The sequence below is a fragment of the Saccharothrix variisporea genome (assembly GCF_003634995.1).
GTDB classification, from domain to species: Bacteria; Actinomycetota; Actinomycetes; order Mycobacteriales; family Pseudonocardiaceae; genus Actinosynnema; species Actinosynnema variisporeum.
In genome coordinates, this window is the sequence record NZ_RBXR01000001.1 from 2,492,634 (window position 1) to 2,507,971 (window position 15,338).

The following is a 15,338-nucleotide window of genomic DNA, read 5'->3' on the forward strand; positions in this document are numbered from 1 at the left end:
ACGCGGAGGTCGTCACAACCCCAGCACTCCCGCCGCGATCCGGTCGAGCTGGTAGGCGAAGTGGGCCGCGAAGTCCGAGAAGCTCCCCTTGTACTGCCCGAACACCTCGAAGCTCACCAGCCCGAACATCGAGGTCCACGCCAGGTACCCGCGAGCCAGCACCTCCTCCCCCACCTCGACCCCCACGGCCTCCCGCACCACCGCGAGGTCCCGCCCCAGCACCCCGTCCACCCCCGCCACCGGCACACCGCGCTGGATGTCCACCAGCAACGTCACCACCAGCATCATCACGCGGGTGCCGGGATCGCCGGTCTGCTCCACGGGCGCGTGGTACCCCGGCACCGGACTCCCGTACAGCAACGCGTACTCCGCCGGCCGCGCCACCGCCCACTCCCGCACCGCGGTCCCGATCGCCCGCCACCGCCCGACGAGGTCTTCACGCGGACACCGCGCTTCGGCCTCCTCCACGGCCTCGCCGAGGGAGTTGTAGGCGTCCACGATGAGCATCGTCAGCAGGTCGTCCCGGCTGGGCACGTACCGGTAGACGGCCGACGACACGATCCCCAACTCCCGCGCGATCGCCCGCAACGACAGGGCCGCGCTGCCCTCGCTGGCCAACTGCTCCCGGGCGATCCGCTTGATGTCCTCGATCGCCTGCGCCCGTGCGCGCTGCCTGGGTGTCGGGTTCATGCCGCCCATGATGTCCCACCGAGAGAGCACCGGCAACAAAAGAGAGCACCGCTCTTGACACGGCCGCTTGCTCGACCGCACACTTCTCACAACAGAGAGCACCGCTCTCAAAAAAGAGAACCGCTCTCCACGGAGGTCCCGATGTCCAAGGTGTCCACGACGATCAAGCTTCGCGCCGCCGCCTTCGCCACTGCGGGCGTGGCCTTCCTGCTCTACCCGGTGCTCCGCCCGTACGCCGACGAGTCCACGATCACCGGCCTGGGCGTCATGAGCACCACCGCCTGGGTGGCCGCGCACCTCTTGGCCGTCGTGGGTTTCCTCCTGGTCTCCCTGGCCCTGACCGGCACGGCCCGCGCCATCACCACCGCCGGCGCGGTCCTCACCTCCGTCTACTACGGCGCCGAAACGTTCGGCCTCTTCGCGTTGGGCCAGCGAGCCGCCACAACGCCGGAGGTACTGCAGATGGTCGACGCCGTCCGCTACCACCCGGCCGCCATCACGGTCTTCGCGCTGGGCCTTCTCCTGCTGGCGGTCGGAGCGATCGCGGCCGCCCGGGACTTCGGCCGGATCGCCCTGCCCTACGCCGCCGGGTTCGTCCTGTTCCTCCCCCAGTTCTTCACCGCTCCCCCGGTTCGCATGGCCCACGGTGCTCTCCTGCTCGTCGGCTGCCTCCTCATCGCTCGCAAGCTCTGGAAGTCCTGAACGCGCTTCGTGCTCTCAAGATCGAAAGATCAAAAGATCGAAAGATGAAAAGAGAAAAGCGGCGCTCGCCGCGCGGCAGGCCGCCAGCGGGGGGTGAAGGGCGTCGGTTCCCCCGCCGTATGGCCTGGCGGAGCCAACCACACTTCGGGCCGGGTGCCGCTAAAACTTTTTGCTCGTTCCTCGCAAAAACTTTCGGCTGCACCCGACCCGAAGCGTGGTAGCCCTTCGGGCAGGCCATACGGCGGGGGAACCGAGGCCCTCCACCTGTGGTTGGGAACCACCATACGAAGAGCGCGCGGTGCGTGCGGGAGGTAGAGGGTGGCCCCGGCGCCTGGATTGCGACGGGGCCACCTGCTCATGTCCGGCTGACTACCGTGCGGACTTCGGGGTCAGCTTGACCTCGATGGTGTTGCCCGGGCCCGCGGTCAGCGCGCTGATCAGCGGGTTGAGCGGGCCGCAGCCCTGGAGGTCGGGCAGCGTGTACGTGCCGGCCAGGGTGCCGCCCGCCAGCGGGTCGAAGCCGGGCTTCGACTGGAGCGGGATGGACGCCGGGGTCTTGGTCTGGCAGTTCGGGCTGGTGCTGACCGGGATGCCCATGACCGACACCCGCGGCAGCTTCACCGTCACCGACGACGTGGAGTCGAGCACCCCGCCCGAGAGCGTGCCGACCGTCTTGCCCGCCTGCACGAACTCGATCTTCGCCGTCACCGGCACGAAACCGAAGATCTTGAACTGGCCCGTGGTCGGGTTCAGCACCAGGTCCGCCTCGAACTTGCCGGTGGCCAGGTCCAGCCCGGCGTCGATGCCGCCGGTGAGCTGCACGGTCCCGTTGGCGGCCTTGATCTTCGTGTTGCCGACCAGGTTGTAGCCGTAGCGGATGACCGTGCCGCCGCCCGGCTTGGTCCGCGCGGTGACCGCTGCGCTCGCCGCCGAACGGTTGCCCGCCGCGTCGAACGCCACGACGGTGAAGGAGTACTCGGTGTCCGGCGACAGGCCCGTCACGTTGGTGGACGTGCCGCTGACCGTGGCGACCTTGGTGGCGCCCCGGAACACGTCGTACCCGGTGACCCCGACGTTGTCGGTGGCCGCGTCCCAGGCCAGGCCGATGCTGTTCTCGGTCTGACCGGTGGAGCGCAGGTTCCCGGGCGTCGTCGGCGCGGCGGTGTCCGGCGCGGCCTTGGTGCGGACCTTCAGCGCGGCGCTGGCGTCGGACGTGTTGCCCGCCGCGTCCTTGGCCACCACCGTGAACGTGTACTCGGTGTCGGCGGTCAGGCCGTCGACGGTGGTGGACGTACCGGTGACGGACTTGACCACGGTTCCGCCGGAGAGCACGTCGTAGCCGACGACTCCCACGTTGTCCGCGGCGGCCGTCCACTCCAGGGACACGCTCGACGTCGTCTCGCCCGTGGACTTCAGGCCGGACGGCGCGGTCGGCTTCTGGGTGTCCGGCGCGTCGCCGGTGCGGGCGGACACGGCGGCGCTGGCGTCCGAGCGGTTGCCAGCGGCGTCCTTGGCCACCACGGTGAACGAGTAGTCCGTGCTGGGCGCGAGGCCGTCCACGACGGCGGACGTGCCCTCCACCGACTTGACGACCGTCCCACCGGACAGCACGTCGTAACCGACTACGCCGACGTTGTCGGAGGCCGCGGTCCACGACAGGGACACGGTGGACTGCGTCGTCCCGGTGACCGTCAGGCCCGAGGGCGCGGACGGTTTCTCGGTGTCGGGCAGCTGCGCCGTGCGGCCGGTGACGGCCGCGCTCGCGTCGGAGGTGTTGCCCGCCGCGTCCTTGGCCACCACGGTGAAGGTGTACTCGGTGTCGGCGGTCAGGCCGTCGACGGTGGCCGATGTGCCGGTTACCGACTTCACGACGTTCCCGCCGGAGATGACGTCGTAGCCGACGACACCGCGGTTGTCGGTGGACGCGGTCCAGGACAGGCCGATGCTGCTCGCCGACGTGCCGGTGATGGCCAGACCCGTTGGCGCGGAGGGCTTCTCGGTGTCCGGCGCGGCCGGGGTGCGGACGGTGAGGGCGTTGCTCGGGTCGGAGGTGTTGCCCGCCGCGTCCTTGGCCACGACCGTGAACGTGTACTCGGTGTCGGCGGTCAGGCCGTCGACGGTGGTGGAGGTGCCGGTGACGGACTTGACCACGGTTCCGCCGGACAGCACGTCGTAGCCGGTCACGCCCACGTTGTCCGAGGACGCGCCCCACGCCAGCGAGACCGAGGTCTGCGTGGCGGCGGACGAGGTCAGCGGGCCGGGCGCGGTCGGCTTCTGGGTGTCCGGGGCGGCCTTGGTGCGGGCGGTGACGGCGTCGCTCGCGGGCGAGCGGTTGCCGGCGGCGTCCTTGGCCACCACGGTGAACGAGTACGCGGTGTCGGGGGTCAGACCGTCGACCGTCGTCGACGTGCCGGTCACCGACTTCACGACGTTCCCGCCGGAGACCACGTCGTAGCCGACGACGCCGACGTTGTCGGTCGAGGCGGCCCACGACAGCGGGACGGACGTCTGCGTGGTCTCGCCGGCGGTCAGGCCGGTGACCTTCGCCGGGGCCTCGGTGTCCGCGGCGCCGGTGATGGTGAAGGTCTGCAGGACGTTGCGGGCCGCCGCGTCGACCAGGGTGCAGTCGGAGGTGAAGGTGCCCAGGCCGGTCGGCGTGCCGTCGGCCTTGAGCGGGGTCATGGTGAGGACCAGGTCGTGCACGGACAGCGTCGCCGTGCCCGGCTGGTCGAACCGCAGCGACGGCGCGGAACCGGACGCGTTGACCACCAGGTCGCCCGAGGCCGGGATCGGCTGGTTCGGGATCGCGGTCGGCACCTGCACGGCCAGGTGGCCCTGCGGCGAGGAGACCAGCGAGGTGGCCAGGGCGGAACCCTGGATCGTCTCGCCGCCCACCAGGCGCAGGCCCTGCGTGGCCGTCGAGCCCGCGTTGGACACCGCCGTGATGTCGATCTTCGGCGTGAACGTGCCCTGCGCGACCTCGTTCGGCAGCGGGTTGGTGCTGATGTCGACGGTGACGTTCTGGTTGCCGATCAGCGGGAACGGGCAGTTGTAGACCTGCTTGAGCGGCGGGTGCGCGCCGCTGCCGATCACGGCCTCCGGGGTGACCGGCGCGCCGGTGACCTCGTAGGTCTGCAGGATCGTCGGCTGGTTCGGCGCGGGGGTGCAGGGCGCGATGAAGGTGCCCAGGCCGGTGGGCGTGCCGTCGGCCTTGAGCGGGGTCATCTCCAGTTCCAGGTCGGTCACCGAGAGCGTGGCGGTGCCGGGCTGGTCGAAGCGCAGGCCCGGCGCGACCCCGGCCGCGTTGACGATCAGGTCGCCGGACGCCGGGATGGGCTGCTTCGGGACGTTCGTGGTGACCTGCACGGTCAGGTCGCCCTGCGAGCCCGGCCCGTCCACGGTCGAGGTGGCGCGGGCGACGCCCTGGATGGTCTCCGCGCCGACCAGCCGCAGGCCCTGGGTGGCGTTCGGGCCGGCGTTGGAGATCGCGGTGATCTCGATGACCGGCGTGAAGGTCCCGGTGGTGATCGAGGCCGGCTGGTTGTCCCGGGTCTTGATGTTGACCGAGACGGTCTGGTCGCCGATCAGCGGGAAGGTGCAGGTGTAGGTCTGGTTGAGCTCACCCGCTGCGGCGGTTCCGGTGCCCGTGCCGATGGCGAGTCCGCCCACGACCATGGCGGCGGTGGCGACCGCGCCCAGGCGGGTCAGCCTCCGGACCTGTTTTCTGTGTCTCACGGATCGTCCTCCCTGACGCCGAGGGCACGCCAGAAATAGGGGGCAGGGTTGGAATGCGTGTGTTACAGCCACGCTACGTCTGGCCAAATTAACGACGCCGCGTCCCGGCCCGCAAGACCTCCTCGAAACACCGCGAGAACTTGTCACACCCGACTAATTCCACACATCGAGCCTTGGCACGTTTGCGCTGGTCACGGACATGGGAGCGGTGGTCACCCACCGTATACCGGCGAGTAGACCACCGCTCTGGCACAATCGTCCGGACGGGCCAGCGCCTAAAGGCGTTTTGTCATGCGGACACCGTTTCCGAAAATGCTTTTGTCACCCGCCTGACAAATTTCAGCACGACGGTCGGGTGGCCTGCCCGGCGAACCGCTCACCCAACCAGTCCAACGCGTTGGCACCGCCGACGCTGACCGCCGTGATGTGGCCGGCCAGCGGCAGGGCGGTCCACTGGAGGTCGGCGCCCAGCGCGCAGTACCGGTCGCGCAGACCGGTGGCGGTGGCGTACGGGATCAGCTCGTCGACCGTGCCGTGGTACAGGTAGACCGGGACCGCCGGGCGGACCGTGCCCAGCCGGTTCTCGGCGAGCCGGGCCTGCCAGCGCGGGTCGCGGATCACGCCCGGCACGGTGGTCAGGCTGTCGATCCGGGTGAACGGCGCGAGCAGCGCCATCTCGGCCACGCACGCGTCGGCGACCTGTCGGGCGACCTCCCGGCCGTGGGCGTTGAGCGGCAACGGCAGCTCCGGGTAGGCCGTCGCGTACCCGACCGCCGCACCGACCACGAGCCCCGACCCGAGGTTGCCGTCGTTGAACCGCGCGACCTCGGCCATGTCCGCCGGCACCCCGCCCTCGGCGACCCCGACCAACCGCACGTCCGGCGCGTAGGTCGGCTGGAGCTCGGCCGCGAACGCCGCCGCCTGACCGCCCTGCGAGTAGCCGAACGCGCCGACCGGGGCGTCCGGGGTCTGGAGCAGTGCCGTGGCGGCCCGTGCGGCGTCGAGCAAGGCCCGTCCCTCGGACTGGCCGACCGCGTAGGTGTGGGTGCCGGGCGTGCCGAGACCTTCGTAGTCGGTCACCACCACCGCCCAGCCCTTCAGCATGGCCTGTACGAGGAAGGCGATTTCCACCTCTTCGCCGACGCGCAGCCGGTAGGAGGGGGCACAACGGTCGGCGAGGCCCTGGGTGCCCATGGCGTAGGCGATCACCGGACGGGGGCCGCCGGCCCAGGGCACGGGCGGGACCAGGACGGTGCCCGTGACGGCGTTGGGCGTGCCGGTCGCGGAGGTGGAGCGGTAGAGCACCTGGGTCGTCGTGACCGGGGCCGGGAAGACGCGGAACGGCTCGGGGTACCAGTCGACTCGGCGGGTGCGCAGGATGTCGCCGGGCTTGCCGGGCAGGGGGCTGGGCGGGGTGTAGAAGGCGTCCTGGGACGGCTCCGGCGGACGTTCGTCGGCAGCCGCGGTGGGTGCGCTGAGCAGCAGGGCGGCCAGGAGGGTGACCAGGAGTCGGATCGGCATCGTCGCCTCCGCAGGGGGGATTGTGGTAACCACCGTTTCCGCAATGTAGGCCCGCACCCGGTAATCTGACAATCCCCGTTACCACTTCCGAGGAGTCGCCCGTGTCCCGTCCGTACGCGGGGATCAGCCAGGACGAACGCCGCCGCCAACGCCGCGACCGCCTGCTGCTGGCCGCGCTGGACCTGTTCACCACACAGGGCTTCGCCCAGACGAAGATCGCGGCCCTGTGCACGGCGGCGGGCGTGTCGACCCGCAACTTCTACGAGGAGTTCAAGAACAAGGAGCGCCTGCTCCTCCTCCTGCACGACCGCGTCAACGCCCTGGCCTTGGAGCGCGTGACCACCGCACTGGCCGCGTTGGAGTCCCGCGACCCCGGCACGCGCATTTCGACCCTGCTGGACGCGTTTGTGTCCTCGGTGACCGCGGACCCCCGCGTGCCCAGGCTGGCTTATGTAGAGGCGGTGGGCGTCAACGCGGAACTGGAGCGGCAGCACCAGGAGTGGGTGGCACGGTGGGCGGACTTCATCGAGGCCGAGGCCCGGCACGCCGCCGAACAGGGTTTCGCGCCCCAACGCGACTTCCACCTGACCGCCATCGCCTTGGTAGGCGCGGTCACCGGTCTGCTGCGCGAGTGGCAGGCCCACGACCCGCCTTTGGACGTGGCCGACATCGCCACGGAGATCAAGTCACTCATGCTCGCCGCGATCACCCGCTGAGCGCAGGACAAGACGACGGGACCCACCCTCGCAGCGGGTCCCGTCGTGTGTGCGACAAAGCCTTCCGTCAGGTCAGAAGGTCAGCTTCCAGATGTCGATGTAACCGGTGTCCTGGCTGTAGACGTCCTGGACCTTCAGGCGCCAGGTGCCGTTGGCGAGCTCGCTCGACGCGTTCACCGTGTAGGTGGTGTTCACGTTGGGCGTGCTGGAGCTGCTGGAGTTCTTCAGGCGGTAGGTCGAGCCGTCCGGCGCCACCAGGTCGATCACCAGGTCGCCGCTCCACGAGTGCTTGATGTCGACGGTGACCTTGAGCGTGGACGGGGCGTTGCCGGTCAGGCCCGAGACCGCGATGTTGCTGTAGACCGCCGCGCCGGCGTCCGGGATCGACACGTCCGTGCCGTTCTCGAAGGTCTTGCCGGGCGGGGTGGGGGTGCCGCCGAGGTTGTCGGCCGCGGCCTTGATCGCCGCCGCGAAGGTGCTCACCTCGGTGTAGACGCCCGGGTTGCTGGGGCGCGCGCACCCGTTGCCGTGGCTGACGATGCCGACCTGGATCCACTGGCCGGCGCTGTCGCGGCGGAACATCGGGCCGCCCGAGTCGCCCTGGCAGGTGTCGACGCCGCCGTTGGCCAGGTCGCCGGCGCAGATCTCCGCGGAGAAGATCAGGTCGCGGTAGTACGGGTCGGCGTTCTTGCACGTGGTGTCGTCGATGAAGTCCACCTTGGCCTTCATCAGGTACCGGGACTGGCTGCCGCCCTCGCGGGTCGCGCCCCAGCCGGCGACGTCGAAGACGCCGTTGTTGTAGGCGTTGGTGGTGGCGATGGGCAGCAGGGACGCGCCGGTGATCGGGCTGGACAGCTTGATCAGCGCCCAGTCGCCGCCGGTGGACGTGCCGTAGGTGGGCGAGCGGTGGACGTAGCTGGAGGTCCGCTTGATCGCCGAGGTGTCCTGGAGGTCCGCGACGCCGTAGGTGGCGGTGATGCTGGTGTTGTTGCCGGTGCTGTTCACGCAGTGGGCGGCGGTGAGCACGAGCTGCTCGGTGTACATCGCGCCGCCGCAGCCCATGGACAGGCGGACCATCCACGGGAACTCGCCCTTGGCGGCCTGGGTGCCGCCGACGACCTGCGGGGTGACGCCGCCCGGGTCCGGCGGCATCGGGGCGGAGTGGGCTTGGCCGCCGAACGCGGCCAGGGTGGCGGCGATGCCCACGGCGAGGGCGAACGCCTTCTTCGCTGTGTTGCGCACAGTCGTTCCTTCCCGCGCCCGGCCGGAGGTGGTGCGGTGCAGGGTCGGCCGGAGCGTCGAGTGAGGTGGTGTCAGCAGGGTGTGGTGCACCGGTCGACGCCGGCGGCTCATCATGCGCAGCCGGAAGGCTCGCTCACAATCCGACGATCGACGGGAGTTCTTCCGGCGTCACCGGTGTTTCGGCGGTGTTACTCGATGGTCGAGCCGGTGATGGTCACTTCCGTCGCGCCGAGGAAGAAGATCCCTTTCAGGCCCGGTGTCTCGAACCCGTCGCTGGGGTTGCGGCGCAACGTCGACCCCTCCACGACCATCGTGCCGCTGCGGTCGTTGCTCACGAAGAAGATCGCGCCGCCACCTTCGTTCGCATGGTTGTCCTCGATGAGCGTGCCCGCGATCTTGACTGTGAACTCGTTGCCGTCGGCGTAGAGCGCGCCGCCACTGCCGCCGCCGGGTTCGCCGTCGCGGGCGGGGTTCGCGCCGCGACCGATCGCCTTGTTGTTCTTCAGGACGCTGTTGAGCACGACCCACGACGTGCCGATGCTGCTCAACGCGCCGCCGTTGGAGCACTCGCCGTTCTGGAACGTGCTGCCGACGACGTAGACGGGTTCCTTCTGCCCGAACGCCCGGATCGCCGCACCGCCGAGGTCGGGACCGTCCTGGTCGCACCGGTTGCGCAGGAACCGCGAGTTGACGACCTTCAGGCTGCCGCCGCGCGCGTACACCGCTCCCCCGCCCTCTTCGGTCTCCCCGGTGGCGTTCCCGTCGGCGAGCGTGAGGTTCTGGAGGGTGAGCCGGGGGTGGGTCTGGTCCTGGCACCGCGTGCCCGCGCCGAGGCTGCGGTCGCACGTGTTGAGGTAGAACAGGCGCCGCTCGCCCGCGCCGCTGAGGGTGACCAGCCCGCCGCCGTCGATGACGATGTCGCGCGCCTTGTCGTTGCGGATGCGGACGGTCTCGTCGAGGACGACCGTGACGTGCTCCGGGCCGCAGTCGAAGGTGATCACGCCGCCGCCGGCCACCGCTTCGGCGACGGCGTCGGAGGTGCAACTGGCGGACGTGCCGGTGCCGACGACCTTGGTGGGGCTGGAGGTGTCCTCGGGCTCGGCTTCCGGTGGCACCACGGCGGTTCCGGCCGGGTTCGCCATGGATTCGGGGCGGGGCTTGAGCTTCGACGTCGTGGTGGCGACGACGGAAGTGGTGGTCGTGGTGGTCGTCGTCGTGGGTGCGGGCCGGGCGGAGGCGGCGAACGGCTGCACGGACGAACCGCAGGAGGTGAGCACGACGGCCAGCAGTGCGCACGGCACCCAACGACGCGACATGGTCCGCAACCCTAGGGAGGACCGGTGATCGGCGCGACCCCTGGCGGGAGCAACTCCGGCGGCGGCGAGTTGACACGGCGTGAGTGTGAGTGATTGGTTAGTCTCATGCCTGCCACCGAACGTCGTCTGTCCACTGCCGAGGAACGCCGGGAGACCGTGCTCCGGACGGCGTTGGCCACGTTCGGCACCAAGGGCTACTACGGCACCACCACCGGCGAAGTCGCGAAGGCCGCCGGGATCTCGCAGGCGTACGTGTACCGCCTGTTCCCCGACAAGGAAGCGCTCTTCCTGGCCGTGGTGGAACGCTGCTTCGCGCGGATCCGGGAAAGCCTCGCCGACGGGGTGGCGCAGGCGTCCGGGAGTTCGCCGGACGCCGTGCTGTTCGCGATGGGTGACGCCTACGCTCGCCTGATCGCCGAAGAGAACGCCTTGCTGCTGGTGCAGATGCACGCCCAGTGCGCGGCGATTTCCGAGCCGGCCGTGCGGGAAGTCGTGCAGCACGGGTACGCGCGGACGGTCGAGTACGTGCGCGGGGTGTCGGGGGCGACGGAAGACCTCGTGCAGATGTTCTTCGCGCGGGGCATGTTGTGCCACCTGGTGGTCGCGGTGGACGCAGAGCACGTCGACGCGCCCTGGGCGCGCACCTTGTCGAACGGGATCCGTCACTACGCGTGAGTGGTCGGTCAGTCACACACTCGAACACCCGGCTGGTTTGACACAGCACCTTCGGCTCCGCAACAGTGCTTTCACTAGTGAGATAGTGAAAGGCTTCGGGTGATCGAGTTCCGGATCGACCGGCGCTCCGGCGTGGCCACCTACCTCCAGCTCGTGCAGCAGGTCAAGCACGCGCTGCGGCTGGGGCTGGTCGGGCCCGGCGACCGCCTGCCCACCGCCCGCGAGGTGGTGGAGCAGACCGCGATCAACCCGAACACGGTGCTCAAGGCGTACCGGGAACTGGAACGCGAAGGCCTGGTCGAACCGCGACCCGGGCTGGGCACGTTCGTGCGCCGCTCGCTGGTCACGCCGGGCGTGGCCGAGGACTCGCCGTTGCGCGGGGACCTGCTGGAGTGGCTGGACCGGGCGCAGGGGCTGGGCATGGGGCGGGAGGACGTGGAGGCGTTGTTCCGGTCCGTGGTGGACCAGCGGTTCCGATCGTGATGGGGGATCTGGGGTGAGTGTTGCCGTGCGTGCGCGCGGCCTCGGGGTGCGCTACCGGCGTGACCGGGCGTTGCGCGACTGCTCGTTCGAGGTGGCGCCGGGTGGTGTCACCGCGCTGGTCGGCGCGAACGGCGCGGGCAAGTCCACGCTGCTGAAGGTGGCCGCCGGGCTGCTGCGCCCGACCGAGGGCACGCTGGAGGTGGGCGGCGAGGTCGGGTTCGTGGCGCAGGAGAAGCCGCTGTACCGCGAGTTCACCGTCGCCGACATGCTGGAGTTCGGCAAGCGCGCCAACCCCCGCTGGGACGACCGGTACGCCCAGGAGCTCGTCGACCGGGTGAACCTGCCGCGCAGCCGCAAGACCGGCCGGCTGTCGGGTGGGCAACGCGCCTACGTCGCCCTCGTCCTCGCCCTGGCGCGCCGCCCGGACGTGCTGCTGCTGGACGAACCGCTGGCCGAGATGGACCCGGTGACCCGCGAGGACGCCGTCCGCTCGATCATGGTCACGGTCGCGGAGACGGGGGCGGCCGTGCTGCTGTCCTCGCACGTCGTCGCCGACCTGGCCGGCGTGTGCGACCGGCTGCTGGTGCTCGACCGCGGCGAGGTCCGGCTGGACGACCCGGTGGACGAGCTCGTCGACGGGCACCGGTTGGTCGTCGCCCCGCGCGACACCGACCTGGGCGCGCACGAGGTGGTCCAGTCCCGCACGGGCGAACGGCAGCTCACCGCACTGGTGCGGCTGCGCGGACCGCTCGACCTGCCCGACGACCAGGTGAGCACGCCGAACCTGGACGAGCTGGTCGTGGCCTACCTGCGCCGGAACCGGGCGGTGACCGCGTGATCTGGTTGGCGTGGCGGCAACAGCGGGTGGCGCTGCTCGTGCTCGGCGGGTACGTGCTGCTGCTGACGTTCCTGATGACCTACTACCGGGCCACGATGCTGGCGGTCGTGGACGCGCAGGGGCTGGGGCCGTGCGTGGTGTCGCACTACGAATCCGGCTGCCTGCCCAACCTCACCCCGACGGTGTGGGGCTGGTACGAGACCGCGGACAACATCCGCATGGCCCTCATCGGGTACGGCGTGCTGGTCGGGGTGTTCCTCGGTGCGCCGCTGTTCGCGCGGGAGTTCGAGCAGCACACGCACCTGCTCGCGCTGACCCAGTCGGCGCGGCCCAGCCGCTGGTTCACCGCGAAGGTCGCGGTCGTCGTGGTGCCCGCCGCCCTCGGCGCGCTGCTGCTGGGTGCGCTGTTCCGGTGGTGGACGGCGGCACTGGGCAAGCTGCTGGTCCCGCGCGAGGGGTTCCACGCGGCGCTGTTCGAGCCCCAACCGCCCGCGTTGTTCGGGTACGCGGTGTTCGCCGTGGGGCTGGGTGCCGTGGTGGGCCTGGCGGTGCGCCGCGTGGTGCCCGCGATGGCGCTGACGCTGGTGGGGTGGCTGGCCGCCCTGTACGGGGTTCGGCGGTTCGTGCGGATGCACTACATGTCGCCCGTGGTCGTCGAGCGACCGTTCGACGACGACCTGGCGGGCTACCGGGCAGATGAGGACCGGTGGCGGTTGGACGACGGTGTCGTCGACGCGACCGGGCGCTTCATCTCCGACCGCGACGAGGTGGTCCGGGAGGCGTCCCGGTCGTGCGAGATCTCCTCGTACGGCTCGCACACCCCGGCGTACGAGGACTGCATGACGGCGCTGGGGTACCGGTCCGGCGCGGACCTGGTGCAGCCGGGTGACCGGTTCTGGTGGTTCCAGGGGATCGAATCGGCGCTGTTCACCGGTGCGGGCGTGCTGTGCGTGCTCGGTGCGATGTGGTGGCTGCACAGGCGTTTCCGCCGCGAGCTCCGGGTTCCGGCCGCGACCTGACCTCTCCCCCCGGCCTGCCCTCCTGCCTGACGCCTCGGTCCGGTCGCGCTCGGGTGGGCTTGGCGCGCCGCAAATTCGGTTCGCCGGACGGCGGACATCGGTTAGCGTCGGGCGGGTGGACCGCGAGATCCTCTCCGGCGGCATGACCACGGTCGTGCGCATCGGCCGCACCGTGCGGCGACCGGTGCGCGCGTGGAGCGAGGCCGTGCAGTGGCTGCTGGCCGGGCTCGCGGCGGCGCAGGTGCGTGGTGTGCCGCGGTGGCACGGCGTGGACGACGAAGGCCGCGAGGTGCTGGACTTCCTGCCCGGCGAGGCGGGAGGGGCTTACGGGGGTCCGGAGACGGCGCTGGTGAGCGCGGCGAAGCTGTTGCGGCGCGTCCACGACGCCACGGCCGGCCTACCGGACAAGACGTCACGACCGTGGCAACTGGCGGCGGTGGAGCCGGTGGAAGTGGTGTGCCACGGCGATTTCGCGCCTTACAACTGCGTGTTCCGCGACGGCGAGACCACCGGGGTGTTCGACTTCGACACCGCCCATCCCGGTCCACGCTCGTGGGACCTGGCCTACGCCGTCTACCGGTTCGCCGGACTGTCCACTGTGGCCGGTTACGAGCCGGCCGACCAAGCCGCGCGCGCCAGGCTGTTCCTCGACTCCTACGGCCGCACCCGCGGTGAACGCCTGGACGTCGTGGACGCCCTGGTCCCCCGCCTGCTCGCCCTGGTCCACTTCATGCGCACCGGCGCCGCGAACGGCGACCCGAACTTCGCCCGCCACATCGAAGAAGGTCACGCCGACCTGTACCTGCGTGACGCCGACCACATCACCGCACACCGCGAGCTGTGGGACCGGGTCGTCGTGGGCCACCGGGTTCCCGCGAACCGTCCCTGACCGCGCCAAGATCGACATAGGATCCGGCGCATGCCGTCCGAACTCCTGCTCGCTGGTACCCCCGCCGTGCCCGACCACGGTTTCCACGCCACCGTGCGGACCGCCGGCGAGCACACCGTGGACCAGGAGTACTTCGCCGGTCTCGACGTGGAGGCCCTGCTGGTCGCCCCGTACCTGCGGGTGCTGGGCGCGAAGGGCGACCGGCGGATCGTCGTCGGGATGACGGAGGTGGCCGTGCGCAAGGACGGCGAGGCGGAGGTGACCGTCGTCGTGCAGGCCACCTGGCACGAGAACGGCGGGTGGCGGCAGGAAGACGAACCGCACCACCTTGATGTCGTGCCGACCCTGTCCGGACCGGCGCACGTCGTTTCCGGCGACCCGCGCGCGGTCGCGGCGACAGCGGCCAAGGCGTTCGCGGAGGCTTCACGGGCGGAGTTGGCACGGCTGCGCGGGATCCGCTACGAGGTGGAACGGCAGATCGCCGACCTGCTGTCACAACGACGCACCACAGCCCTACGCCCATTGCTGGCAGGCATCATCGAACTGTCCATCGCCACAGGCCGCGCCCGCGACCACGCCCGCGACGCGTGCCGGAACGGTCTGTGGGTATGGCTGTGGGATCCGGAGACCTACCACCGCAACCGCGACACCACAGGTCCGGGCGACACGCACCGGGCGGCCCTGCGGCACTGCGAGGCCATCGACGCCGAGCTGGCCGAGGAGGCCGGGCGACTGCACTCGTTGCTCACCAGCATGTCGACCTTCGCAGTGGCCCAGGACGGCGAGGCACAACAACGGTTCAACACCATCGCCGCTGCGGCGGCAGCCGGGCTGGGCGTGCCGGCGTTGATCCTGTCGCTGTACGGAGCGGACACGTTCCTGCCGTTGACGTCGTTCGACCACGCTTGGCGGGCACTGGTCCCGATCGCCGTCACGGCCCTGGTGGCGGTGGGCGTCGTGCTGCGCCGGATACCGGGGCGGACGACCGTGCGGCAGTACGCATTCGGACTGGGACTGGTGGTGACGCTGGTAGGCGTGCTCTTCGCGGCTGGAGCCTTGGCCCCAGCCGGCTAGTCACACGGCAATTCTTCCAGCGCCCAGCACGATCTCCCGCACGCAGGGCACCCCCTTCGCTTTTCGGCGCGCGCAGCGCGCTGTTGTGTGGTGGTCTCAACCACAGGTGGAGGGCCTCGGTTCCCCCGCCGTATGGCCTGCCCGAAGGGCTACCACGCTTTCGGTCGGGTGCAGCCGAATTTTTTGTGAGGGACGAGCAAAAAATTTAGCGGCACCCGGCCGAAAGTGTGGTTGGCTCCGCCAGGCCATACGGCGGGGGAACCGACGCCCTTCACCCCCCGCTGGCGGCCTGCCGCGCGGCGAGCGCCGCTTTTCATCTTTTGATCTTGAGAGCGCGCAGCGCGTTCGGCTTGAGAGCGAAGCGTTCCGGTTCAAAGCTCTTAAAAGCGAAAAGCGCCTCGCCGGCGGGCAGGCCACCAAAGATGACTCAACTGCAAC

12 protein-coding genes and 1 pseudogene are annotated in these 15,338 nt (G+C 70.4%); 8 read left to right on the plus strand and 5 right to left on the minus strand.

Annotation, left to right across the window (positions count from 1 at the left end):
• Nucleotides 1-12: 12 nt before the first annotated feature.
• Nucleotides 13-690 (minus strand): TetR/AcrR family transcriptional regulator, encoded by a 678-nt coding sequence (locus tag DFJ66_RS10835; protein WP_121230997.1) that lies wholly within the window; start codon nucleotides 688-690, stop codon nucleotides 13-15.
• 141 nt (nucleotides 691-831) lie between these two features.
• On the opposite strand from DFJ66_RS10835, the gene DFJ66_RS10840 reads away from it, so the two are divergent.
• The gene (locus tag DFJ66_RS10840; RefSeq protein ID WP_121220401.1) at nucleotides 832-1,392 is read left to right on the plus strand and encodes a hypothetical protein; all 561 of its coding nucleotides are present in this window, start codon (nucleotides 832-834) and stop codon (nucleotides 1,390-1,392) included.
• A gap of 369 nt (nucleotides 1,393-1,761) precedes the next feature.
• Here the strand turns inward: DFJ66_RS10840 and DFJ66_RS10845 are convergent, their stop codons facing one another.
• Both DFJ66_RS10845 and DFJ66_RS10850 read right to left on the minus strand, forming a co-directional pair.
• On the minus strand, nucleotides 1,762-5,127 hold the full coding sequence (locus DFJ66_RS10845; RefSeq protein ID WP_246029685.1) for a fibronectin type III domain-containing protein: 3,366 nt from the start codon (nucleotides 5,125-5,127) through the stop codon (nucleotides 1,762-1,764).
• A gap of 339 nt (nucleotides 5,128-5,466) precedes the next feature.
• Complete coding sequence (locus DFJ66_RS10850; RefSeq protein WP_121220405.1) at nucleotides 5,467-6,648, minus strand: lipase family protein; 1,182 nt, start codon at nucleotides 6,646-6,648, stop codon at nucleotides 5,467-5,469.
• Between the two features lie 101 nt (nucleotides 6,649-6,749).
• Here DFJ66_RS10850 and DFJ66_RS10855 point away from each other — a divergent pair, with 101 nt between their 5' ends.
• Complete coding sequence (locus DFJ66_RS10855) at nucleotides 6,750-7,364, plus strand: TetR/AcrR family transcriptional regulator (protein WP_121220407.1); 615 nt, start codon at nucleotides 6,750-6,752, stop codon at nucleotides 7,362-7,364.
• A gap of 72 nt (nucleotides 7,365-7,436) precedes the next feature.
• On the opposite strand, the gene DFJ66_RS10860 is transcribed toward DFJ66_RS10855, so the two are convergent.
• Nucleotides 7,437-8,606, minus strand: coding sequence for a trypsin-like serine protease (locus tag DFJ66_RS10860; RefSeq protein ID WP_211351069.1), 1,170 nt, complete (start codon nucleotides 8,604-8,606; stop codon nucleotides 7,437-7,439).
• A 188-nt stretch (nucleotides 8,607-8,794) separates the two neighbouring features.
• Nucleotides 8,795-9,922 (minus strand): hypothetical protein, encoded by a 1,128-nt coding sequence (locus tag DFJ66_RS10865; RefSeq protein WP_121220409.1) that lies wholly within the window; start codon nucleotides 9,920-9,922, stop codon nucleotides 8,795-8,797.
• Between the two features lie 105 nt (nucleotides 9,923-10,027).
• Between DFJ66_RS10865 and DFJ66_RS10870 the strand changes: the two genes are divergently transcribed.
• The 6 genes and pseudogenes from DFJ66_RS10870 to DFJ66_RS10895 all read left to right on the plus strand — a co-directional run bounded on the left by DFJ66_RS10870 (nucleotide 10,028) and on the right by DFJ66_RS10895 (nucleotide 14,900).
• A complete protein-coding gene (locus DFJ66_RS10870; RefSeq protein WP_121220411.1) occupies nucleotides 10,028-10,597 on the plus strand; it encodes a TetR/AcrR family transcriptional regulator in 570 nt (189 codons plus the stop codon).
• 99 nt (nucleotides 10,598-10,696) lie between these two features.
• Nucleotides 10,697-11,080, plus strand: a complete 384-nt coding sequence (locus DFJ66_RS10875; RefSeq protein ID WP_121220413.1) for a GntR family transcriptional regulator — start codon at nucleotides 10,697-10,699, stop codon at nucleotides 11,078-11,080.
• Nucleotides 11,081-11,093: 13 nt separating this feature from the next.
• Entirely contained in the window at nucleotides 11,094-11,918 is an 825-nt protein-coding gene (locus DFJ66_RS10880; protein WP_121220415.1) for an ABC transporter ATP-binding protein, read from the plus strand.
• Entirely contained in the window at nucleotides 11,915-12,937 is a 1,023-nt protein-coding gene (locus DFJ66_RS10885) for a hypothetical protein (RefSeq protein ID WP_121220417.1), read from the plus strand. The genes DFJ66_RS10880 and DFJ66_RS10885 overlap by 4 nt, the downstream gene beginning before the upstream one ends.
• Before the next feature lie 142 nt (nucleotides 12,938-13,079).
• Nucleotides 13,080-13,511, plus strand: a pseudogene (locus DFJ66_RS45415) (phosphotransferase); the annotation flags it as partial.
• A gap of 345 nt (nucleotides 13,512-13,856) precedes the next feature.
• The gene (locus tag DFJ66_RS10895) at nucleotides 13,857-14,900 is read left to right on the plus strand and encodes a hypothetical protein (protein WP_246029687.1); all 1,044 of its coding nucleotides are present in this window, start codon (nucleotides 13,857-13,859) and stop codon (nucleotides 14,898-14,900) included.
• Nucleotides 14,901-15,338: the final 438 nt, after the last annotated feature.